The sequence below is a fragment of the Tardiphaga sp. OK246 genome (genome assembly GCF_900188215.1).
In the GTDB taxonomy this organism is placed as follows: domain Bacteria; phylum Pseudomonadota; class Alphaproteobacteria; order Rhizobiales; family Xanthobacteraceae; genus Tardiphaga; species Tardiphaga robiniae.
On sequence record NZ_FZOX01000005.1, the window covers coordinates 193162 to 213415 of the forward strand.

Below are 20254 nucleotides of genomic sequence, written 5' to 3' on the forward strand. Positions count from 1 at the left end.
TGAGAGAATGGCTGAGTTCGCACTTCCGAAGAATTCTAAGATCACCGGCGGCAAGGAATGGCCGAAGCCGGCCGGCGCCACGCAGACGCGCGAATTCCGCGTCTATCGCTGGAATCCGGATGACGGCAAGAACCCGTCGGTCGACACTTATCACATCGATACCAACGACTGCGGTCCGATGGTTCTCGATGGTCTGATCTGGATCAAGAATAACATCGATCCGACGCTGACCTTCCGCCGCTCTTGCCGCGAAGGCGTCTGCGGCTCCTGCGCCATGAATATCGATGGCCAGAACACCTTGGCCTGCACCCGTGCGATGGACGAAGTCGACGACGGCGCCATCAAGGTCAATCCGCTGCCGCATCAGCCCGTCGTGAAGGACCTGGTGCCGGATCTCACCAACTTCTACGCCCAGTATGCGTCGATCGAGCCGTGGCTGAAGACCACCACGCCGACCCCGCAGAAGGAATGGAAGCAGAGCCATTCGGACCGCGAGAAGCTCGACGGCCTCTACGAATGCATCCTGTGCGCCTGCTGCTCGACCTCGTGCCCAAGCTATTGGTGGAACAGCGACCGCTTCCTCGGTCCGGCTGCCCTCCTTCAGGCCACCCGCTGGGTCAAGGATTCGCGCGACGAAGCCACCGGCGAGCGCCTCGACAATCTCGAAGATCCGTTCCGGCTCTATCGCTGCCACACCATCATGAACTGCGCCAAGGCGTGCCCGAAGGGTCTCAACCCCTCTGAAGCCATCGCCGAGCTGAAGATGAAGATGGTCGAGCGTCAGGTCTGACGTTTTAAGGATCCGGGTTTGCCGATCAGGACACCGGTCTGCGCAAGCAGGCCGGTGTTCTTTTTTTTGCTCACGATTTAAGCATACTGCCTCTTCGAACCCGATCCCTCGGAGCCGCGGCGCTATTTCTCGTTGAAAAGGGGACTCGCCAAGGTTGGCACGGGCTGTGCTAGCCTGTGCCTGATAATTGATCAGGGGGAGTTTTTCATGTTTCGTCAGCTGGGTTTGAGCGTCATGGCGGGTGCAGCGCTGTTGGCGTCTGCGCTATCCGCGAGCGCCGACACCGATGTCAAATTCGCGCTCGACTGGAAATTCGAAGGTCCGTCCGCGCCGTATTTCGTTGCGCTCGACAAAGGCTACTACAAGGCCGAAGGCCTCAACGTGACCATCGACTCCGGTCCAGGTTCGGTCGCCGGCATCGCGCGGGTCGCGGCGGGCACCTATCCGATCGGTTTCTTCGACATCAATTCGCTGGCGCGCTTCCGCGACCAGAATCCGGACAAGGACGTCAAGGGCGTCCTCATGGTCTATGACAAACCGCCCTTCTCCATCGTCAGCATTGCGAAGTCGGGCATCAATTCGCCCAAGGATCTCGAAGGCAAGATCCTGGGCGCGCCGGCGCCGGACGGTGCATTCGCGCAGTGGAAGGCCTTCGTCAAAGAGAACAAGATCGACGACAGCAAGGTGAAGATCGAGAATGTCGGCTTTCCGGTGCGTGAGCCTATGCTCGCCGACGGCAAGGTCGATGCGATCACCGGTTTCTCGTTCTCGTCCTATTTCAACCTGATGTCCAAGGGCATCGCCGAGAAGGACATCAAGGTGATGCTGATGTCCGACTACGGCATCGTGCTCTATGGTAACGCCATCATGGTGAACCCCGAATTCGCCAAGGCCAATCCGAAACTCGTGGCCGGCTTTGTGCGCGCGACCGTCAAAGGTATCATCGACACCATCAAGGACCCTGACACCGCCATCAAGTCGGTGATGAAGCGTAATGAGACCGCCGACGAGAAGATCGAGCTTGCCCGCCTCAAGATGTCGCTGAAGGACAACTTCGTGACCCCTTGGGTGAAGGCCAATGGTGTCGGCGGCATCGATGAGAAGCGCATGACAGATGCCATCGAGCAGATCGCCGTGACCTACGAGTTCAAGAATCCGAAGCCGAAGGCGGGGGATCTGTTCACGTCGGAATATCTGCCCCCGGCTGACGCACGCAAGTTCTAAGCGCCACGACAGAAGGTCAGGTCGCCGCGCATGGAAGCTTTCGTAGATATCGACGGCGTCACGCTGAAATATCGTGGCGCCTCGGGTGACATTGTCGCGCTTCAGGATGCGACGCTCAAAGTCCAGCGCGGCGAATTCGCCGCGGTGGTCGGCCCCTCCGGCTGCGGCAAGTCCACCTTGATGCGGCTCGTCACGGGCCTGCACAAGCCAACGGCCGGCACGATCGCCATCGACGGCAAACAAGTGACAGGACCGGTGAAGATGGCCGGCATGGCGTTCCAGAACGCCAACATGCTGCCGTGGCGCAAGGTCATCGACAACGTCCTGCTGCCGCTCGAAATCGTTGAGCCGCATCGCTCGCAGTTTCGTTCCAAGAAAGTGGAGTTCCGTGCCAAGGCCGAGCAGCTTCTGGCTACCGTCGGTCTTGCCGGCTTCGGCGACCGCTATCCCTGGGAATTGTCCGGCGGCATGCAGCAGCGCGTGTCGCTGTGCCGCTCGCTGATCCACGAGCCGGCGCTGCTGATGCTCGACGAGCCCTTCGCCGCGCTCGACGCGTTCACGCGCGAGGAGCTGTGGTGCGTGCTGCGCGATCTCTGGCAGCGACTGGGCTTCACGGTGATTCTGGTGACGCACGATCTGCGCGAGGCGGCGTTCCTCGCCGATAATATCTACGTCATGAGCGCGCGCCCCGGTCACATCGTCCAGATCAAACCAGTGGATTTCCCGCGCCCGCGCGATCTGCAGGTGACCTATGAAAAGGATTTCGGCGACATCGTGATGGAGCTGCGCATGAAGATCGCACAGGTGCGCCAGTCATGAACCCGCGGACTCTCGAAAAGCTTTCGCCCTGGCTCTTCACCATTGCCATCTTCCTGATCTGGGAGCTGGCCTGCATCGTCTTCAAGGTCAACACGTCGGTGCTGCAGCCGCCATCGGCCGCCTTTGCGGCGATGTTCAAACTCTGGCGTGTGTTTCTCTATCATTCCTGGGTCACGCTCTGGGTGACCATGGTCGGATTTGCGCTGGCCGTGGGCTTCGGCATCATTCTCGGTCTCGTCGTGGGGTGGTCGCGGGCGATCTATCGCGGGCTCTATCCGGTGATGATCGGCTTCAACACGATCCCGAAGGTCGCCATTGTCCCGCTGCTGATCCTGTGGTTCGGCATCGGCGAAGTGCCGGCAATCGTCACCGCCTTCCTGATTTCGTTCTTTCCGATCGTGGTCAATATCGCCACGGGTCTGGCGACAACCGAGCCGGAACTCGAGGACGTGTTGCGGGCCCTCGGCGCTGGCAAGCTCGACATTATGCTCAAGGTCGGCATTCCGCGTGCGCTGCCATATTTCTTTGGCTCGCTGAAGATTGCTATCACTTTGGCATTCGTCGGCACTGTTGTGTCGGAGACGCTCGGCGCCAATGCCGGGCTCGGCTACCTGATCGCGCTGGAGGGCGCCAGCTTCCGTATGGCGAATGTCTACGCCGCCTTGCTGCTGCTCGCCTTTGAAGGCGTGCTCATGTACGCGGTCTTCGCGGGGATCGAGCAGCATTTCACCAAATGGGCCTTCCGGTCGCAAATGAGCGCGGCCGGCTAACGCCACAGGACCTCCTCCCGGCTACGGCGGGTTCCCGCCCGGGGAGCGGTTGGTGAGACACCGCCCTTGCGCTAGACTGCAGGGAGTCGGGCAGGTGCTGTGAAGACCGAACACCAAAATTCGTTGAGAACGCTGCAATGGATGATGGCCGCTTCGCTGGCCCTTCCGCTTGCACTGTTTCTGTTCGCGGCGGCGACGTCGTGGGTGTCGACGCGCGAGATCGCCGACCGCGAGATCGAGCGCGCGCTCGATGTGGCGCACGAACACGCTTTAAAGGTGTTCGAGACGATCGACCGCAGCCTGTCCGAAATGAACGAGATCGTACGCGGTAAATCCGACGACGAGCTGCGTGCGCAATCGGACCGGATGGCGGGCCGGCTAAAGCAACTCACCGATGCGCTGCCGCAGTTGAAGTCGGTCTGGGTGTTCGACAATAAAGGCCGCGCGTTGGTCAACAGTCTGGATCTGACGCTGCCGGATCTCGATTTCTCTGATCGCGATTACTACAGGGTCCATATCGCTGGTGATGCCGGCACGTTCATCGGTCAATCATTGTTGCCGCGCCCGCCCTATCAGGGGGCGCCGTTCTTTGGTGTGAGCCGTAGGCGGGTCTCGGCCGATGGCAGCTTCACTGGTGTGGTGCAGGCCTCTGTCTTTCCGGAATATTTCGATCGTTTCTATGCGCGCATCGGCCACGATGCCGGGAGCTTCTTTGCGCTTGGTCTCACCGATGGTTCGATCCTGGCACGTTATCCGCAGCTCGATCGTGAGGTGCGTCTCGATCCCAAGGGCCCCGTGGGCCGCACCCTGTCGGCCCATCCTGCTGGAGGGCTGGTCACGCTTGTCTCGCCCGGCGACAATGTCGAGCGCCGTATCGGCTATCAGCAGCTCGCCGGCTATCCGGTCTATGTCGCGGCAGGTCTTGAGACGTCAGCGATCCGTGCGCGCTGGCTGCGCACCATCAGCTATCATCTGATCTTCGGCGTTCCTGCGACGGCATTGCTGTTCCTGTTGCTGGCATTCGCGATCCGTCGCACCCGCCGGCTCAATTTCGAAGCGATGAAACGGCGTGAGGCCGAAGAAGCGCTGAAACATGGCCAGCGGCTCGAAGCACTCGGCCAGTTGACTGGCGGCGTCGCGCATGACTTCAACAATCTCCTCACCGTGATCCGCTCGTCAGTCGACTTGCTGCAACGGCCCGATCTCTCGCCGGATCGTCGTGCCCGCTACATTGCAGCGATCTCCGAAACAGTGAATCGCGCCGCCAAGCTGACAGCGCAATTGCTGGCCTTTGCGCGGCGCCAGACGCTGAAGCCTGAAGTATTCGACGTCGGCCAATGCGTGCATTCGGTGAGCGAGATTATCGGCACGCTGACGGGGGCGCCCATCGAAATTATGACCCATGTGCCCGATGAGGCGTTGTTTGTGGATGCCGATATCGGCCAGTTCGAAACCGCGTTGATCAACATCGCGGTTAACGCGCGCGATGCCATGGCGGGCGAGGGGCGGCTGACGATCGCCGTCAGCGCGGCAGAGCAAATCCCTGTTGCGCTTGCCCTGAGGTCTGACGGCTATGTGGCGATCTCAGTATCCGACACTGGCAGCGGTATTCCTGCCGATCAGTTCGAGCATATCTTCGAGCCATTCTATACGACCAAGGAAGTCGGGCAGGGCACTGGCCTCGGACTTTCGCAGGTGTTCGGCTTTGCCAAACAATCCGGCGGTGAGGTCGTGGTCGCCAGCGAAGTCGGGAAGGGCAGCACTTTCACGCTCTATCTGCCGCGCGTTTCCGGCGACAGCATCGCGCCGGCGCTGTCGGCGAGCGAAGCGCCCGTCGTCGATGGCCACGGCATGTCGGTGCTGGTGGTGGAGGACAATCGCGACGTCGGGACTTTTGCGACCGATGCGCTGAGCGAGCTTGGCTACACCACGGTGTTGCGGCCGAACGCTCAGGAAGCGCTCGTCGAACTCGCCCGTCATGCCACGCACTATGACGTCGTGTTCTCCGATGTCGTGATGCCTGGAATGACCGGCATCGAACTGGCGCAGGAGATTCGAAAACTCTATCCGGATCTGCCGGTGGTGCTGACCTCCGGCTACAGTCATGTGCTGGCGCAGAACGGCACCTTTGGGTTCGAGCTGCTGCATAAACCCTATTCGATCGAGCAATTGTCGCGGGTGCTCAGCAAGGCCGGCACCTGGCGCAAGGCCCAGCGCGAGGCTGTCTGAGCCGCTGGGAACTCAAGGAACCTTTTGATTTCCTTGGCGTTATCGCGCCATGAGCAAACATTCAGTTAACGAAGCCAAGCCTGCATCCGACGCGTCCGATGTGAAGGGGCCGATTGTCGGGGTCGTTGGCGAGGACGGCAGGCATATCGAGCCGCCGCCGCCTGAAGTCGTGGAGCCCGATCCGGACCTGACGCCGGAAGAGGCCGAGCAGGCACGCAAGGACTATCTGCTGACGCGATTCTGGATCAGCGCGCGTGGCTTCTGGGGCAAGTCGGGCGACAGACTAGCCTGGGTGTTCTCGGTCGGGCTGCTGCTGCTCATCGTCGCCAATGTGGCGTTTCAATACGGCATCAATGTCTGGAACCGCGCGATCTTCGACGCCATCGAGAAACGCGATGCGGCCAGCGTGTTTCATCTCACCGGCGTGTTCTTTCCGCTCGCCATCGGCAGCGTGCTCCTTGGCGTCGCGCAGGTCTATGGCCGCATGGGCATCCAGCGTCGCTGGCGCGCATGGCTGACCAATTCTGTGGTGTCGCGCTGGCTCACCAGCGGCCGCTATTATCAGCTCAATCTCGTCGGCGGCGATCACCAGAATCCCGAATATCGGATCGCCGAGGATCTGCGCATCGCGACCGATTCGCCCGTCGACTTCGTCTCTGGCGTCATCGCGGCATTTCTCTCCGCCACCACCTTCATCGTCGTGCTGTGGACCATCGGCGGCGCGCTGACGCTGACTGTGGGCGGCAGTCTCATCACCATTCCCGGCTTCCTTGTCATTGCCGCGATCATCTATGCGGCCATTGCGTCCGGCTCGATCATGGTGATCGGCCGGCGTTTCGTGCAGATCTCCGAAGACAAGAACCAAGCCGAGGCCGAGTATCGCTATGCGCTGACGCGCGTGCGCGAGAACGGCGAGAGCATCGCGCTGCTCGGCGGCGAGGAAGAAGAGCGCGACGGCATCGATAAGACCTTCGGCAATGTCCTCAGGCAATGGGCACGTCTCGCCGGACAGCATATGCGTACCACGTTGGTGTCGCAGGGCTCGAGCCTGATCGCGCCCGTCGTACCGCTGTTGCTGTGCGCGCCGAAGTTTCTCGACGGCAGCATGTCACTCGGTCAGGTGATGCAGGCGGCGTCTGCCTTCACCATCGTGCAAAGCGCATTCGGCTGGCTGGTCGACAACTATCCGCGCCTTGCCGACTGGAACGCCTGCGCGCGCCGCATCGCCTCGCTGATGATGTCGCTGGATGGTCTCGAACGCGCCGAGCTTGGTGACGGTATCGGTCGTATCAAGCGCGGCGAAACGACGGATGAGACGATGCTGAGCCTGCATGATCTCTCCGTGACGCTCGACGACGGCACTGCCGTCGTCGGCGACGCCGAAGTGAAGATCGAGCCTGGTGAACGTTTGCTTGTCGCGGGCGAGTCCGGCACCGGCAAAAGCACGCTGGTGCGCGCCATTGCGGGCCTGTGGCCATGGGGTGGTGGCAGCGTCAATTTCCATCCGGACCGGCGGCTCTTCATGTTGCCGCAGAAGCCCTATGTGCCGTCAGGCACCTTGCGCCGCGCAGCCGCCTATCCCGCGGCGTCGGAAGACTGGACCGTCGAGCAGATCGGCGAGGCCCTCGACAAGGTCGGGCTCGGCCATCTCAAGGAGAAGATCGAGGAGGATGCGCCGTGGGACCAGACACTGTCCGGCGGCGAGAAGCAACGTCTCGCTTTGGCACGGCTGTTTTTGCACCGCCCTGATATCATTGTGCTGGACGAAGCGACCTCGGCGCTGGACGCGAAGAGCCAGGACAAGATGATGGAGCTGCTCACCAAGGAGCTGCCCAACGCCACGGTGGTATCTGTCGCGCATCGCGTCGAGCTTGAAGCCTTCCACAGCCGTAAGATCGTGCTGGAGCGCCGCAAGGGCGGCGCCAAGCTGGTCAGCGACATCGATCTCATACCGCGCAAGGGTAAGCGTCGCTTGCTCGGCCGCTTCCTGCGCCAGCGCAAGCCGGCCAGGAGCGCGGCGTGATCTGTGCCTGAAACTAGAAGAAGTTGATCTTCAGCGCCGGCGACAGGAAGATCGCGATATTGGCGAAGAGCCCGCCGGCATAGGCGGCTGAGCGCAGCGACGATTTATCCGCGATGTACAGCAGCGCGTGCGCAATCCGAAACGCGAGATAGAGAGCGGCCAGCACGCTCACGGTCGTCGCCGATGCGCCAAAGTTCAACGCTGCGACGACCGAGACTGCGTAGAACGGGAAGCTCTCGAAGGCATTCTGATGCGCGGCATAGGCGCGGCGCTTGGCGCCTGAAAGGTTCTCGGCGCTGTCGCGCGGCGCGCTGTTATCGCGCGATCCCGCTTTGGCATAACCAATAATGATCAGCGGCAGCAGTGCAGCAATCAGAATGCTCCAATAGGCGAACGGCATCGAAATCCCCCAGGTCAAATAGTATGGCCAAACTGCGTCTTGATGGGCGGTTCCTGTTCCGCTGTCAAACCCGCCTTCATCCGGCCCGTTGTCGCGGAACATCGCATCGATCGCGCCGTTGTTAGTTCAGCCCCAAGGGAGACAGATGATGGCCAATGACAATACCCGTGATATCGAACGTGCCTGGGAATTGATGAAGAAGATCGGCTTCGCCATGCTGGTGACGCATGATGGCGACAAGCTGCGAGCGCGCCCGATGGCTGCCTATGTGGATCGCGAAGCCGATGCGGTCTACTTCCTCAGCGATGCGCGTAGACACAAGGATGATGAGATCAAGCGCAATCCGAACGTGAATCTCTCTTTCGCAGATGCGAGCGATCAGAAGTATGTCTCGGTGAGCGGCACTGCTGCCGTCTCGAACGATCGCGCCAAGATCAAGGAGCTGTTCACCACCTCCGCAAAGGCGTGGTGGGACAGCGCGGAAGATCCGAATATTCGTGTGCTGAAGTTCACGCCTGACGATGCCGAGTTCTGGGACTCGCCGGGCACTGTGATCAGCTATGTGAAGATGGCCGCTGCGGCTGTGACTGGTACGCGTCCAGACATCGGCACCAACCGTAAGGTCGCAATCTAGATGCCTAAAGACGATTCACCCGGCATCGATCCCGTCGAGGATCCGCCGATCAAGCCCGGTCAACCCTCCGAACCGCCGCAGGAGAGCCCGCCGGGCAATCCGCGGCCCGAGGTACCGCCGCCGGTGCGCGATCCCGGTGAGCCGTCGCGACCCGAAGAGTTACCTGGAGATGTGCCTGATGAGATGCCGGTGCCAAATCCTGATATCAATCCGGGTCAGCAGCCGCCTGCAGTGATGTAGCGAACTACAGATCGATGGCCTGAACGCGCAATGAACAAAGCGCGTTTGGGCCATTGTCGTGTCGAAAATAAAAACGAATTTGCATTTGCCTGTCGCCACATTCCGGCCCAATGCATATCAGTTGATCAATGTGCCGATTTGTTCGGCCGACAAAAATCAGTTTGTTGAAGATCCTTATCCGGGGGCCCAAGGTCTATCATGACAAAACTTCGTCTCGTATTACTGGCCACGACGACGCTCGGCGTTGCGCATATCGCAGCGACCGCTGCTTATGCGTCGAGTGTCGATGCGCCGATCGTGCTCGCGCAGGCCGCACCTGCTGCGCCTGAAGGTGAGCCCAAGGCTCCCCCGAAGGCACCACCCAAGGCTCCGCCAGCTGCTGCGCCTCCCGCCGCTGCGCCGCCGGCCGCACGCCCTGCGGCGCCACCGCCGCCGCCACCGGCTCCCCCTGCTGCGCGTCCCGCGCCTCCGGCACCTCCTGCTGCGCCGCCGCCTGCGGCTGCACCTCCGCGCCCGGCACCGCCGCCACCCCCACCACCTGCGGCCGCTCCGCCGCCGCGCCCAACCCCGCCGCCGGCTCCCGTCGCGCCTCCGGCCCCGCGCGTCGCACCTCCAGCGCCCACCGCTGCGCCTGTAGCTCCGTCAGCGCCAACGCCGCCCGCTGCGCGTCCCGAACGTCGCGAGCCCGGCGAAGGACGTCCTGAGCGCCGTGAACCCGGTGCAACGCCGCCGGCCGGCGCACGTCCCACGCCTGCAACGCCACCAGCCGCGGCGCCGGCGACACCGCCTGCAGCAACTCCACCTGCCGCGCGTCCGGCACCTGCTGCTGCGCCGACACCGGCTCCAACACCGGCGACGCCGCCAGCGGCTGCGACTCCCCCCGCGGCAACGCCTCCTGCAGCAGCACCGGCGCCGTCGGCAGCTCCGGCTGCGCCGGGCACACCGCCTGCTGCGGGTGCGCCTCCGTCTGGTCGCCCCGGTGGCCCTGATGGCCGTGGTCCTGACGGACGAGGTTCGGATGGTCGCCGTGGTCCTCCTGGTGGTCCGGGCGCAGGCGCGCCCGGTGCACCCGGCACGCCGCCCAACGCTGCTGCGCCCGGCGTCGCGCCGAACGCTACGGCACCCGCCGCTGCGCCGCCCACGAGCACTGCTGCACCTCTCGTGGTCGCCCCCGGTGGCGGCAACATCAAGGTCGTGCAGCCGCCCGCACCAACTGTGACGGCACCGATCCCTCAGGCGCCGCCGCCAGCAGCAGCGCTGACGCCGATCGCACCGGGCGCTGCCCCCCAAGGGCCGCGCAACATGGGCGATTTCCGCGGCCAGCGCAGCGAGCGCCAGGAAGGCGGTCGCACGATCATCACCGAGCCTGGACGCATCATCGTGCAGGATCCGAGCGGTCAGTCGTTCATCCGCCACAACGAGGTCGATCGCTTCCGCTACGGCGCGCGTGACATCCGTACGGATCGGGTCGGCGGTGAGGATCGGACCATCGTGATCCGTCCCGACGGCTCGCAGATCATCACGGTGGTCGGCCGCGACGGTCAGCTGCTGCGACGTATCCGCAGGGACCGCGAGGGACGCGAGATCATCATCATCGATAACTCGTTCCGTGGTCCACGTGGCCCCGGCGGTCCGGGTGGTCTCGGCTTCTATGTCGATCTGCCGCCGCCGATGATCCGGATTCCGCAGAACCGTTACATCGTCGACTACGATCAGGCCTCGCCCGATCTCGTCTACGATACGCTGATCGCGCCACCGGTGGATCGCATCGAGCGCCGCTATACGCTCGATGAAATCCGCTACAGCCCGATGGTGCGCCAGCGCATGCCGTCGATCGATCTGGACTCGATCAACTTCGAGCTAGGCTCGTGGGATATTCCGCCGGACCAAGCCTCGAAGCTGCAGGTGATCGCAGATGGTCTCAACCGGGCGATCTCGCGCAACCCGCGTGCGGTGTTCCTGATCGAGGGTCACACCGATGCGGTCGGATCGGACGTCGACAACCTGTCGCTGTCGGATCGCCGTGCGCAGTCGGCGGCTGAATTGCTCACCCAGCAATTCCAGGTGCCGGCGGAAAACCTGACGTCGCAGGGTTATGGCGAGCAGTATCTGAAGATCCAGACCGACGGTCCGGAGCGCCAGAACCGCCGCGTCACGATTCGCAACATCACGCCGCTGTTGAACGGCGGTCAGGCTTCGCTGCCCCCGCCGCCTCCGGGCACGGCACCGCCGCGTCGCTGAGCGGTTTGATATGAAAGAAAATGGCCGGGAGCGATCCCGGCCATTTTTGTTTTGATAGTACGCTGCTGCCAATGGCTTCCCTCCCCATTGCGCGGCTGAGCCGCTTGAGGGAGGGAAAGACGCTACTACTTCGCCGCCAATCCCAACGCATCCACCATCACGCGAAACACGTCCGTATTATCCATCGAGCCCTTCACCCGGTCGCTGCCGGGGCCGATGGCGGTGAGGATGACGTCCTCGCCGGAATGCACGCTGGCGCCCATCATGGCCGGCAGGTTGCCGAGCCGCAGCATGCTGCCGGGCGCATTCTTGTATTTCTCATTGGCCTTGAAAGTGCCGGGCTCTTCGCCCTTCTCGGTGGGATCGTTCGGGTTGTCGAGCTTCGGCCGCAGCGTCTCGTAGTGATCGGGAAGGCTCGCCGACATGATCGCAAGCCGCCGGCTGACATCGATGCGCGATGGATAGCCTTCGGCATCCGGCGCGGGATAGTTCGGGAAGCCGGCCTTCTCATAGACGCCAAGCCGTTCGCGCAGCGGCAGGTTTGACTCCTTGCTCATGTCGTCATTGACGGTGCCGACCAGGCTGTTGGGATGGCTGTGGTCGGAGACGACGAGGATGAGCGTGTCGTCGCCGCGCTTGGCTGCCCAGTCGCGGGCGAGCTTCACGGCATTGTCGAGCATGATGACGTCATAGACGGCGCGGTCCATGTCGAGCAGATGGGCGTATTTGTCGATCAGGCCCGACTCGACCATCAGGAAGAAGCCGTTGTCGTTGCGCGACAGGACCTTGAGCGCGCCATGCACCTGCTCGGTCAAATCAGGCTGCTGCGGAAATTTCTTCACGCCGCCGCCGCCGAGGAACTTGCGGTCCAACACGCCGTCCATATTGCCAGGCGTAAAAAGTCCAAGCAGCTTGCGCGTCTCCGGCTTCTTGGCGAGGCCGTTCAGTTCGGGCGCCGTGGTCGCCACCGAATAACCGGCATCACGGAAGCGCGCGACATAGTCGACGTCATCCTTGCGCTTCGATGTCGCGGCTGCCTGCGGCAGGAAATTTGCGGCGCCGCCCCCCATCAGCACGTCCGGCCTGACGGCAAAGAACTGCGCGACGATCTCGTCATAGGCCGCGCGGCGGCGGGTATGCGCGATCATCGCGGCGGGCGTCGCGTCCTCGACCTCGGTATTGGTGACGATGCCGATCGCCAGATCGAGCTTGCGCTTCGCGAGGCTGGTGATGGTTTCAACCTGCGGATCGTCGAACACATTCGCCGTGCGATCCGCATAGACGCCCATCGCATTGGTCGCGGTCTTGTGGCCGGTGGCATAGGCGCTGGCTGAATTCGCGGAATCGGTAATGATGGAGTCGGAGCCCGCCGTTGCCACCATCGCCATATGCGGCATGTCGTCCATCGCGAGCTTGCCGCGGCTCTTGCCTTCGGTGATGCCCTTCGAAAGAATTCTGGCGCCGACGCGGTGCGCCAGCGACATACCGTCGCCGATAAACAGGATCACGTTCTTCGCCTTGCGCGGACCAGTGTCGTAGACGTTCCACATCACCGCGCGGCTGCGCACGCCGTCGCTGACTTCGATCTTGTAAGTCCCAGCTTTATCGAGCGTCACGTCGCGCAGCAGCAGGGCGGACTGATCCTTGCCGTCTTCCCTCGCGATGTAGTCCGCGGTCTTGCCGAACGCCGCAGTCTGGTCGGCGCCGTTGATCGTCACCTTGATATCGGCGGCCTGAATGAGTTCGGGAAACTCGACTTTGAAGTCGAATTTCGCGCCCGCAAGGATATCAGCGCGGTCGAGCGGATAGATCGTCTGTGCGCAGACTGGGGTGTTCATGAAAAAGGCCGCAAACGCGGCCAGCAACGACGTGTTTCTCATGGTGGACGTCCCAAGCGAGAGCCTGTGTCAGGCGATGTCCTTCCAATATAACGGCCGGATGACGTGACGACGACATCCGGCCGTTTGATCTTATAGTTCGAGCGTCTCCGCCGCGCCCTCAGTTCTTATCGTTGTCGAGCTTTGGAATGTTCGAGCCTTCGCCGGCGCTCAACAGACCCGTCTTCGAATACAGATCCAGCTTGGCGCGGGTATCGGTGATGTCGAGGTTGCGCATGGTGAGCTGGCCGATCCGGTCTGCCGGCGTAAACGGCGCATCCTCGACCTTCTCCATGCTCAGGCGCTCCGGCGCGTAAGTCAGGTTCGGGCTCTCGGTGTTCAGGATCGAGTAGTCATTGCCGCGGCGCAGTTCGAGCGTGACTTCGCCGGTGATCGCGCGGGCCACCCAGCGCTGCGCGGTCTCGCGCAGCATCAAGGCTTGCGAATCGAACCAGCGCCCCTGATACAGCAGCCGGCCGAGCTTCATGCCGCTCATGCGATATTGCTCGATGGTGTCTTCGTTGTGGATGCCGGTGACGAGACGCTCATAGGCGATGTGCAGCAGCGCCATGCCGGGCGCTTCATAGATGCCGCGGCTCTTCGCCTCGATGATGCGGTTCTCGATCTGGTCGCTCATGCCGAGCCCGTGGCGGCCGCCGATGACATTGGCCTCGAGGAACAGCGCGACAGGATCGGTGAAGCTCTGGCCGTTCAGCGCAACGGGCTGGCCATCCACAAACCGCACCACGACCTTCTCGGCCTTGACGGCGCAGTCGTCGCGCCAGAACGGCACGCCCATGATCGGGTTGACGATCTTGATGCCGCTGTCGAGCTGTTCGAGATCCTTGGCTTCATGGGTGGCGCCGAGCAGGTTGCTGTCAGTCGAATACGCCTTCTCGGCGCTCATCTTGTAGGCGAAGCCGTGGGCGGTCATGAAGGCCGACATTTCGGCGCGGCCGCCCAGTTCGTCGATGAATTGATCGTCGAGCCAGGGCTTGTAGATCTTCAGCTCCGGATTGGTCAGCAATCCGTAGCGGTAGAACCGCTCGATATCGTTGCCCTTATAGGTCGAGCCATCGCCCCAGATATTGACGCCGTCTTCCTTCATGGCCGAGACCAGCATCGTGCCGGTGACGGCGCGCCCGAGCGGCGTGGTGTTGAAATAGGCGATGCCGCCGGTCGAGACATGGAAGGCACCGGCTTGAATCGCGGCGATGCCTTCATGGACGAGCTGGGCGCGGCAATCGACGAGGCGCGCCTTCTCGGCGCCGAACTCCATCGCCTTGCGCGGAATCTCGTCGTAGTCGGCTTCGTCAGGCTGGCCGAGATTGGCGGTATAGGCGAAGACCTTGGCGCCCTTCTGCTTCATCCAGAGCAGTGCCGCTGACGTGTCTAGGCCGCCGGAGAAAGCGATGCCGACGTTTTTGCCCTTGGGCAGGCTCTTCAAGATCGTGGTCATGGAACGTCCAATCGGGCAATTTCTGCGGCCAGCGATAGCCCGGCCGGGCAAAGCGCGTCAACGCGGCATCCGCTTGAGGCCGCTCAATCGTGGTGCTGCTCGGTGATCCGGTTGACGAAAGACGGCTTTGGCTGCTGCCCGATCATGCGCAGCCGCCAGCGATAGCCGGGCCAGGCGATCCTGGTCAGCCAGCGATCGACGTCCTCATCCGTCATCCGGGTCGAGGGCCAGCGGTAAATCCATCCGTGAATCAACCAGATAACCAGGAACGACACGAGGCCGGCGATGGTCACGTCGGTAAAGAAATGGCCGCCGAAGGCCATCCGCCAGCCCGAGGTGGCGATGCCGAACACAGTGGCCGCCACGTAGGCGTAGGGGCGCACGGACGGCGGCGCGAGCGCGGCGGGGGCGTAGGTCCAGAAGGCCGTGGCGCCCTCACCCGAGAAGAACGAGCAATTGCGCCCGCATTGGCCGGTCGGATCCCACCACGCCTTGAACTGCCAGGGGCCGTTGAATTCGGAGACCATCACCGGCCGCGGGCGGCCCCAGAAGGTCTTGAAGGTCAGATTGGTCAGGATCCCGGCCGACATCAGCATGGTGAGGATCAGGAAGGCCATGGTGCGGCCCTTCACCAGCAGTGGCCGGTTCGGCCAGATCAGCTTCACGATCAGCGCGAGGATCGAGGGCGCGACAAAGGCCCATGCGATCCACATCGCCGCATCGCGGGCGAACTGCGCGTAGGGCAGCGACGTCGTGGGAAAGCGTCTGGTCTCAGGATCGTAGAACAGCGCCGCGAGCTTGAGGTCGAGTTCGGGCCAGATTCCGAAGACAATGGCAATGACGGCAAACAGCCCAAGCGCGATGAGGAGTCCGGTCCGGTTCATGGCGGGCGGTTTAGCCGAGGCAGGAGTTGAAGGAAAGGCAGTGCACTAGGGGCCGGCCGCGACATCGGGCTGCGGTGGCGCGCGCCGTGGCTGCCGCCAGGCGCCAGCGTTGCGGCCAGCGATCACCCAGTAGATCAGCCCCGCGATGATGCCCGCGCCGGTCATGACTTCGAGATGGCGGCGGACGATGCCGTCGAAACTCGTCGTGGCAGGGTCGTAGGGGATCAGGCCGAGATAGCAGGCGAGCCCGACCGCCGCGCCGCCGAGCGCATAGACGATGACGCTGCGAATATAGAAAGCCTCGGTGATGAGGACGACGAGCATCGCCGGGATCAGCGCAAAGCCGCTGATGAAGATAAAGCCGAAGCCGAGCAGGATGTTGATCGTGTTCGGGTCGATGACGCCGGTATCGAGCGCGCTGAGTTCCGGAAACAGGATCGAGAACACCACGATGGCGCCGCCAACGAGACAGGCGGCGCAGAAGCCGAGAAAGATGACGAACAGGCGGCCGATCAGCGCCATTGTCAGTCCGTCATCGCCATCGCGCGCAAAGCCTGACGCTCGCGCGCCGACAGTTTCTCGGTCTCCGACTTCAACTGGCCGCAGGCCGCGAGAATGTCGCGGCCGCGCGGCGTGCGCACCGGGGAGGAATAGCCGGCATTGAAGATATATTCGGAGAACTTCTCGATCTGGTCCCAGTCCGAACATTCGTAGCGCGTGCCGGGCCACGGATTGAACGGGATCAGATTGATCTTGGCGTGGATACCCTTGAGCATCTTCACAAGCAGCTTGGCGTCCTCGAGCGAGTCGTTGACGCCTTTCAGCATCACATATTCGAAGGTGATGCGCCGTGCGTTGGACGCGCCGGGATAATCGCGGCAGGCCTGCATCAGCTGTTCGAGTGGATATTTCTTGTTGAGCGGCACCAGCTCGTTGCGCAGCTCATCGCGTACTGCATGCAGCGAGATCGCCAGCATGACGCCGATCTCGTCGCCGGTGCGCTTGATGTTCGGCACCACGCCGGAGGTCGACAGCGTGATGCGCCGGCGCGAAATGCCGATGCCTTCATTGTCCGAGACAATCAGCAGTGCGTCACGCACCGCGTCGAAATTGTAGAGCGGCTCGCCCATGCCCATCATCACGATATTGGTGACGCGGCGGTTGCCGTCTGGGGTCTCACGGTCGGCCCAGTCGTTGAGACGATCGCGGGCGACCATGATCTGGCCGACGATCTCGCCGGCCGTCAGGTTGCGGACCAGCCGCTGGGTACCGGTGTGGCAGAACGAGCAGTTCAGGGTGCAGCCGACCTGCGACGAGACGCAGAGCGTGCCGCGGTCGGTTTCGGGGATATAGACGCACTCGACCTCGTGGGCCTTCTCGCCGGCGGTACCTGAAGGCAGCCGCAGCAGCCATTTCCGGGTGCCGTCATTGGAGATCTGCTCGACCACGACCTCGGGCCGTGCCACCGTGAAATGCTTCTCGAGGTCTTCGCGCATGCCTTTGGAAATACTGGACATTTCGGCGAAGGTCTGGACGCCCCGGACATACATCCAGTGCCAGATCTGCTGCGTCCGCATCTTGCGCTGGGCCGGCGCCACGCCGATGGAACCGAGCTTTTCCGCGATTTCCGTGCGCGACAGGCCGATCAGGGACGGCTTGGCCAGCGGCACATAGGTCTCGGTGGCGATCTTCTCCAGCGGCATCTCGCCCGCGGGCAATGCGCGGGAAGCGTCGATGGCGGAGCCGGCCTCGGCTGAAACGGGGGTCATGGCGTTCGATCTATGATGTCGCGGGAAATCAGGCCTTAAACAGGCCGACCTCAAATAAGCTTTTCGCGCCCGAATGAAAAGGCGCGAAATGCGGCAATATTAACGGCGACAAGGATTTAGCCGGTGTTTGGCGGCAATTACCGCCGGCAATCCTGCGCCAGCCGGTCCAGCGCCTGGGCCAGGCCCTTCAGCGAAAACGTGTCGGTGGTCTCGGTGCCCTTGGCGGAGACGCCCTTCACGGTCACGTCGGCCGCCTTGCGCAGGGCTTCCACCATGCGCTCTTCTTCGGCGGCATTCTTGATCCAGAGCCCGTCGCCCTGCGTATACATCGCATAGCGCGCGCCGCCGACTTCCAGCGTGGACTCGGAGCCCGGCTTCAACTGATAGCCGATCATGATCGAGACTTCGTTGGTCACCTTCTCGGCCGGGCGGGTCGAGACGAAGGCGTAAGCGGGATCGCGCGGGCGGTTCGCCGGATTGGTCTTTGACGACGCCGGCTTGGCCAGAGCAAAGCAGACTTTCTTGCCGTTCGGTGTCGCGGTGTAGGCGCCCCACGAGCCGAACTGTCCGACCAGCGTGGGCTCGGCGCCACCCGCTGCAGCAGGCGCCGCGGCTGCTGGCTTTGCCGGTGTGGGCGCTGCCTTCGGTGCGGCGGCCTTGCCTTTCGATGCAGCGCTCTGCGCCTGCGCAAGATCGGAGATACCGACCATCGCTATACTCATCGACACAACTGTCAGGAATCGCCGCACGGACATCAAGTCTCGATCCTCTATCATTGTGACTGGAAGATGGCTCGCAACAAGACGGCTTTACCAAGACGATCTGGAATCGCTGACGTCACGATGTCTGCCATATCCGCAAATCGCTTTCTTGAAAAGGCAGACGCGACTCCCGCAAGGATAGCAGTCCTTGCCTTGCTGCGCGCTGACGGCGCAGGAGTCATCCTCAGTTTTCTGCTCAGTTTTTTGCACGCGCCGCACGCTGCGCTGCCCACTGCGCATCGCTCCACTGCAGCAGATCCTCTGCGCCAGATGCGCGCAGGTGTGCGCCCCCATCCTGCACCACCATCTCGCCATTGATATAGCCGGCCTGATCGGAAATCAGGAAGCTTGCGAGATTTGCGAGCTCGCTGTGTTCGCCGACGCGGCCGAGCGGGTTCTGCGCCGCAGGGCCGCTGTCGCGTCCCTCGGGCCGCAGCTGCCCGGTCGCGCCGGTGGTGGGGAACGGGCCGGGCGCGATCGCGACGGTGCGGATGCCTCTGGGTCCCCACTCCACCGCGAGCGACTTCGTCATTGCAAGGAGTCCAGATTTGGCCATCGCCGATGGCACCGTGAAGGCGCGCCCGGTGATCGTGGATGTCGAGAGGATGCTCAGCACGACGCCCTTGTGGTGTCCTGCGATCCAGCGTCGACCGGCTTCGAGCGTGCAATACATGGCGCCGTGCAGCGTCGGCGCGAGGATCGCGTCGGCGGCGCGGGTGGAGAGATGCTCGCTCTGCGCGATGAAGGTGGCCGCAGCATTGTTGACGAGGACGTCGAGCGGCCCGTCGCGCCAGATTGTGTCCATCATCGTCTCGACCGCGTCGGCGTCGCGAATATCGCATCGTGCGACGCTGACCTTGCCGCCGAAATCGGTCCGCAGTTGTGCTGCAGTCTGTTCGAGCAATTCAAGCCGGCGACCGCAGATGATGAGCTCGGCACCCAGCTCCGCAAAGCGGCGACTCATGGACGCACCGAGGCCGGAACCGCCGCCGGTGACCAGAATGCGCCTGTTGGCGAGCAGCGTTGTTTCGAACATGGGACGGTTCCTCGGTTGGCCGCGTGGCGGAATTACCTTTTCTCGAATCAGATTGTAGCGCGCCGTCAAATCCGGCATGACTCCCTTCAACTGTCTCAAGCCGAAGGTCAGATGATCAGATGAAAGCCATTCTCTGCTCGCAATTCTGCGAACCCGATGATCTCGTTCTCGCCGATATCGATGATCCCGTTGCCGGTGACGGTCAGGTCGTTATCGCCATCAAGGCGGCGGCGCTGAATTTCTTCGACATTCTGATGATCCAGGGCAAATACCAGATCAAGCCGCCGTTCCCGTTCTCGCCGGCTGCGGAAGTCGCTGGTGTGATCGAGAGCATCGGCAGCGGCGTGACCGGCTTCAAGGTTGGTGACCGTGTGGTTGCATCTGTGGGCCACAATGGCGCCCGTGAAAAGATCGCGGTGCCTGCGGCATCCGCCGTGAAGATTCCCGACAATCTCGATTTCGATCGCGCCGCCGGCGTGATCATCACTTACGGCACGGCGCTGCATGCGCTGGAAGACCGCGCCAGCCCGAAGCCCGGCGAGACGCTGGCCGTGCTCGGCGCCGCGGGCGGCACTGGGCTCGCGGCCTGCGAACTCGGCAAGCTCTTGGGTCTCAAGGTCATCGCCTGCGCATCGTCGGACGAGAAGCTGGAATTCGCCAAGAAGCACGGCGCGGATATTGGGCTGAACTACGCGACCGAAGATCTGAAGGAAGGTCTGAAGAAGCTGACGGACGGCAAGGGTGTCGACATCATCTTCGATCCGGTGGGCGGCAAATATGCCGAAGCCTCGCTGCGCGCTATCGCTTGGGAAGGCCGCTTCCTGGTGATCGGCTTCGCCGCCGGCGACATTCCGAAGATGCCGCTTAATCTCGCGCTGCTGAAAGGCTGCGACATCCGCGGCGTGTTCTGGGGCGCCTGGGTACGGCAGAATCCCGAGAAGAACCGCGCCAATCTGGAAAAGCTGGTGAAGTGGGCCGCCGAAGGGAAGATCTCATCCCATGTCGACAGGACTTTCCCGTTAGCCAAGACAGCCGATGCGTTGAAGGTACTGGCGGGCCGTCAGGCCATGGGCAAAGTGATCCTTCATCCATAAAGCT

18 protein-coding genes are annotated in these 20254 nt (G+C 62.7%); 10 read left to right on the forward strand and 8 right to left on the reverse strand.

Translation table 11 applies throughout. From position 1 onward, the window contains the following. Positions 1-7: 7 nt before the first annotated feature. From CHC01_RS22385 to CHC01_RS22410, 6 genes are all read left to right on the forward strand, one after another. Entirely contained in the window at positions 8-790 is a 783-nt protein-coding gene (locus tag CHC01_RS22385) for a succinate dehydrogenase iron-sulfur subunit (RefSeq protein WP_068737894.1), read from the forward strand. Positions 791-997: 207 nt separating this feature from the next. Continuing rightward, positions 998-2014 carry an ABC transporter substrate-binding protein gene (locus tag CHC01_RS22390; protein ID WP_244558484.1) on the forward strand — a complete coding sequence of 339 codons (1017 nt, stop codon included), beginning with the start codon at positions 998-1000 and terminating at the stop codon, positions 2012-2014. Positions 2015-2044: 30 nt separating this feature from the next. Next, the gene (locus CHC01_RS22395; protein WP_089266501.1) at positions 2045-2833 is read left to right on the forward strand and encodes an ABC transporter ATP-binding protein; all 789 of its coding nucleotides are present in this window, start codon (positions 2045-2047) and stop codon (positions 2831-2833) included. Continuing rightward, on the forward strand, positions 2830-3603 hold the full coding sequence (locus CHC01_RS22400; protein ID WP_089266502.1) for an ABC transporter permease: 774 nt from the start codon (positions 2830-2832) through the stop codon (positions 3601-3603). Before CHC01_RS22395 ends, CHC01_RS22400 begins: the two co-directional genes overlap by 4 nt. Positions 3604-3702: 99 nt before the next feature. Then, entirely contained in the window at positions 3703-5832 is a 2130-nt protein-coding gene (locus CHC01_RS22405; RefSeq protein ID WP_089266504.1) for a hybrid sensor histidine kinase/response regulator family protein, read from the forward strand. Positions 5833-5881: 49 nt separating this feature from the next. After that, positions 5882-7855, forward strand: a complete 1974-nt coding sequence (locus tag CHC01_RS22410; RefSeq protein WP_089266506.1) for an ABC transporter ATP-binding protein/permease — start codon at positions 5882-5884, stop codon at positions 7853-7855. Positions 7856-7868: 13 nt separating this feature from the next. Here CHC01_RS22410 and CHC01_RS22415 read toward each other — a convergent pair whose 3' ends face one another. Then, the gene (locus tag CHC01_RS22415) at positions 7869-8255 is read right to left on the reverse strand and encodes an MAPEG family protein (protein WP_089266507.1); all 387 of its coding nucleotides are present in this window, start codon (positions 8253-8255) and stop codon (positions 7869-7871) included. 148 nt (positions 8256-8403) lie between these two features. On the opposite strand from CHC01_RS22415, the gene CHC01_RS22420 reads away from it, so the two are divergent. From CHC01_RS22420 to CHC01_RS22430, 3 genes are all read left to right on the forward strand, one after another. Beyond that, on the forward strand, positions 8404-8889 hold the full coding sequence (locus CHC01_RS22420; RefSeq protein ID WP_089266897.1) for a pyridoxamine 5'-phosphate oxidase family protein: 486 nt from the start codon (positions 8404-8406) through the stop codon (positions 8887-8889). Next, positions 8890-9129, forward strand: a complete 240-nt coding sequence (locus tag CHC01_RS22425; protein ID WP_089266509.1) for a hypothetical protein — start codon at positions 8890-8892, stop codon at positions 9127-9129. Positions 9130-9327: 198 nt separating this feature from the next. Then, the gene (locus CHC01_RS22430) at positions 9328-11370 is read left to right on the forward strand and encodes an OmpA family protein (RefSeq protein ID WP_089266511.1); all 2043 of its coding nucleotides are present in this window, start codon (positions 9328-9330) and stop codon (positions 11368-11370) included. A gap of 125 nt (positions 11371-11495) precedes the next feature. Here CHC01_RS22430 and CHC01_RS22435 read toward each other — a convergent pair whose 3' ends face one another. The 7 genes from CHC01_RS22435 to CHC01_RS22465 all read right to left on the reverse strand — a co-directional run bounded on the left by CHC01_RS22435 (position 11496) and on the right by CHC01_RS22465 (position 19156). After that, the gene (locus CHC01_RS22435) at positions 11496-13250 is read right to left on the reverse strand and encodes an alkaline phosphatase (protein ID WP_089266512.1); all 1755 of its coding nucleotides are present in this window, start codon (positions 13248-13250) and stop codon (positions 11496-11498) included. Positions 13251-13368: 118 nt separating this feature from the next. Beyond that, positions 13369-14706, reverse strand: a complete 1338-nt coding sequence (gene argG, locus CHC01_RS22440) for an argininosuccinate synthase (protein ID WP_089266514.1) — start codon at positions 14704-14706, stop codon at positions 13369-13371. Between the two features lie 83 nt (positions 14707-14789). After that, positions 14790-15590, reverse strand: a complete 801-nt coding sequence (locus CHC01_RS22445) for a phosphatase PAP2 family protein (RefSeq protein WP_089266515.1) — start codon at positions 15588-15590, stop codon at positions 14790-14792. 45 nt (positions 15591-15635) lie between these two features. Then, positions 15636-16112, reverse strand: coding sequence for a hypothetical protein (locus CHC01_RS22450; protein WP_089266516.1), 477 nt, complete (start codon positions 16110-16112; stop codon positions 15636-15638). Between the two features lie 2 nt (positions 16113-16114). Beyond that, positions 16115-17293 (reverse strand): dual-specificity RNA methyltransferase RlmN, encoded by a 1179-nt coding sequence (gene rlmN / locus CHC01_RS22455; RefSeq protein ID WP_089266898.1) that lies wholly within the window; start codon positions 17291-17293, stop codon positions 16115-16117. Between the two features lie 203 nt (positions 17294-17496). After that, complete coding sequence (locus CHC01_RS22460; RefSeq protein ID WP_176454685.1) at positions 17497-18114, reverse strand: invasion associated locus B family protein; 618 nt, start codon at positions 18112-18114, stop codon at positions 17497-17499. Positions 18115-18316: 202 nt separating this feature from the next. Next, positions 18317-19156 carry an SDR family oxidoreductase gene (locus CHC01_RS22465; RefSeq protein WP_089266517.1) on the reverse strand — a complete coding sequence of 280 codons (840 nt, stop codon included), beginning with the start codon at positions 19154-19156 and terminating at the stop codon, positions 18317-18319. 119 nt (positions 19157-19275) lie between these two features. Between CHC01_RS22465 and CHC01_RS22470 the strand changes: the two genes are divergently transcribed. Beyond that, complete coding sequence (locus CHC01_RS22470) at positions 19276-20250, forward strand: NADPH:quinone oxidoreductase family protein (protein WP_089266519.1); 975 nt, start codon at positions 19276-19278, stop codon at positions 20248-20250. Positions 20251-20254 lie beyond the last annotated feature (4 nt).

What these genes read in the sequence shown, in the direction of transcription:
- CHC01_RS22385 (WP_068737894.1), top strand. Translation starts at nt 8, where the DNA reads ATGGCTGAGTTCGCACTTCCGAAGAATTCTAAGATCACCGGCGGCAAG.
- CHC01_RS22390 (WP_244558484.1), top strand. Translation starts at nt 998, where the DNA reads ATGTTTCGTCAGCTGGGTTTGAGCGTCATGGCGGGTGCAGCGCTGTTG.
- CHC01_RS22395 (WP_089266501.1), top strand. Translation starts at nt 2,045, where the DNA reads ATGGAAGCTTTCGTAGATATCGACGGCGTCACGCTGAAATATCGTGGC.
- CHC01_RS22400 (WP_089266502.1), top strand. Translation starts at nt 2,830, where the DNA reads ATGAACCCGCGGACTCTCGAAAAGCTTTCGCCCTGGCTCTTCACCATT.
- CHC01_RS22410 (WP_089266506.1), top strand. Translation starts at nt 5,882, where the DNA reads ATGAGCAAACATTCAGTTAACGAAGCCAAGCCTGCATCCGACGCGTCC.
- CHC01_RS22415 (WP_089266507.1), bottom strand. Translation starts at nt 8,255, where the DNA reads ATGCCGTTCGCCTATTGGAGCATTCTGATTGCTGCACTGCTGCCGCTG.
- CHC01_RS22420 (WP_089266897.1), top strand. Translation starts at nt 8,404, where the DNA reads ATGGCCAATGACAATACCCGTGATATCGAACGTGCCTGGGAATTGATG.
- CHC01_RS22425 (WP_089266509.1), top strand. Translation starts at nt 8,890, where the DNA reads ATGCCTAAAGACGATTCACCCGGCATCGATCCCGTCGAGGATCCGCCG.
- CHC01_RS22430 (WP_089266511.1), top strand. Translation starts at nt 9,328, where the DNA reads ATGACAAAACTTCGTCTCGTATTACTGGCCACGACGACGCTCGGCGTT.
- CHC01_RS22435 (WP_089266512.1), bottom strand. Translation starts at nt 13,250, where the DNA reads ATGAGAAACACGTCGTTGCTGGCCGCGTTTGCGGCCTTTTTCATGAAC.
- argG (WP_089266514.1), bottom strand. Translation starts at nt 14,706, where the DNA reads ATGACCACGATCTTGAAGAGCCTGCCCAAGGGCAAAAACGTCGGCATC.
- CHC01_RS22445 (WP_089266515.1), bottom strand. Translation starts at nt 15,590, where the DNA reads ATGAACCGGACCGGACTCCTCATCGCGCTTGGGCTGTTTGCCGTCATT.
- CHC01_RS22450 (WP_089266516.1), bottom strand. Translation starts at nt 16,112, where the DNA reads ATGGCGCTGATCGGCCGCCTGTTCGTCATCTTTCTCGGCTTCTGCGCC.
- rlmN (WP_089266898.1), bottom strand. Translation starts at nt 17,293, where the DNA reads ATGCCGCTGGAGAAGATCGCCACCGAGACCTATGTGCCGCTGGCCAAG.
- CHC01_RS22460 (WP_176454685.1), bottom strand. Translation starts at nt 18,114, where the DNA reads ATGTCCGTGCGGCGATTCCTGACAGTTGTGTCGATGAGTATAGCGATG.
- CHC01_RS22465 (WP_089266517.1), bottom strand. Translation starts at nt 19,156, where the DNA reads ATGTTCGAAACAACGCTGCTCGCCAACAGGCGCATTCTGGTCACCGGC.
- CHC01_RS22470 (WP_089266519.1), top strand. Translation starts at nt 19,276, where the DNA reads ATGAAAGCCATTCTCTGCTCGCAATTCTGCGAACCCGATGATCTCGTT.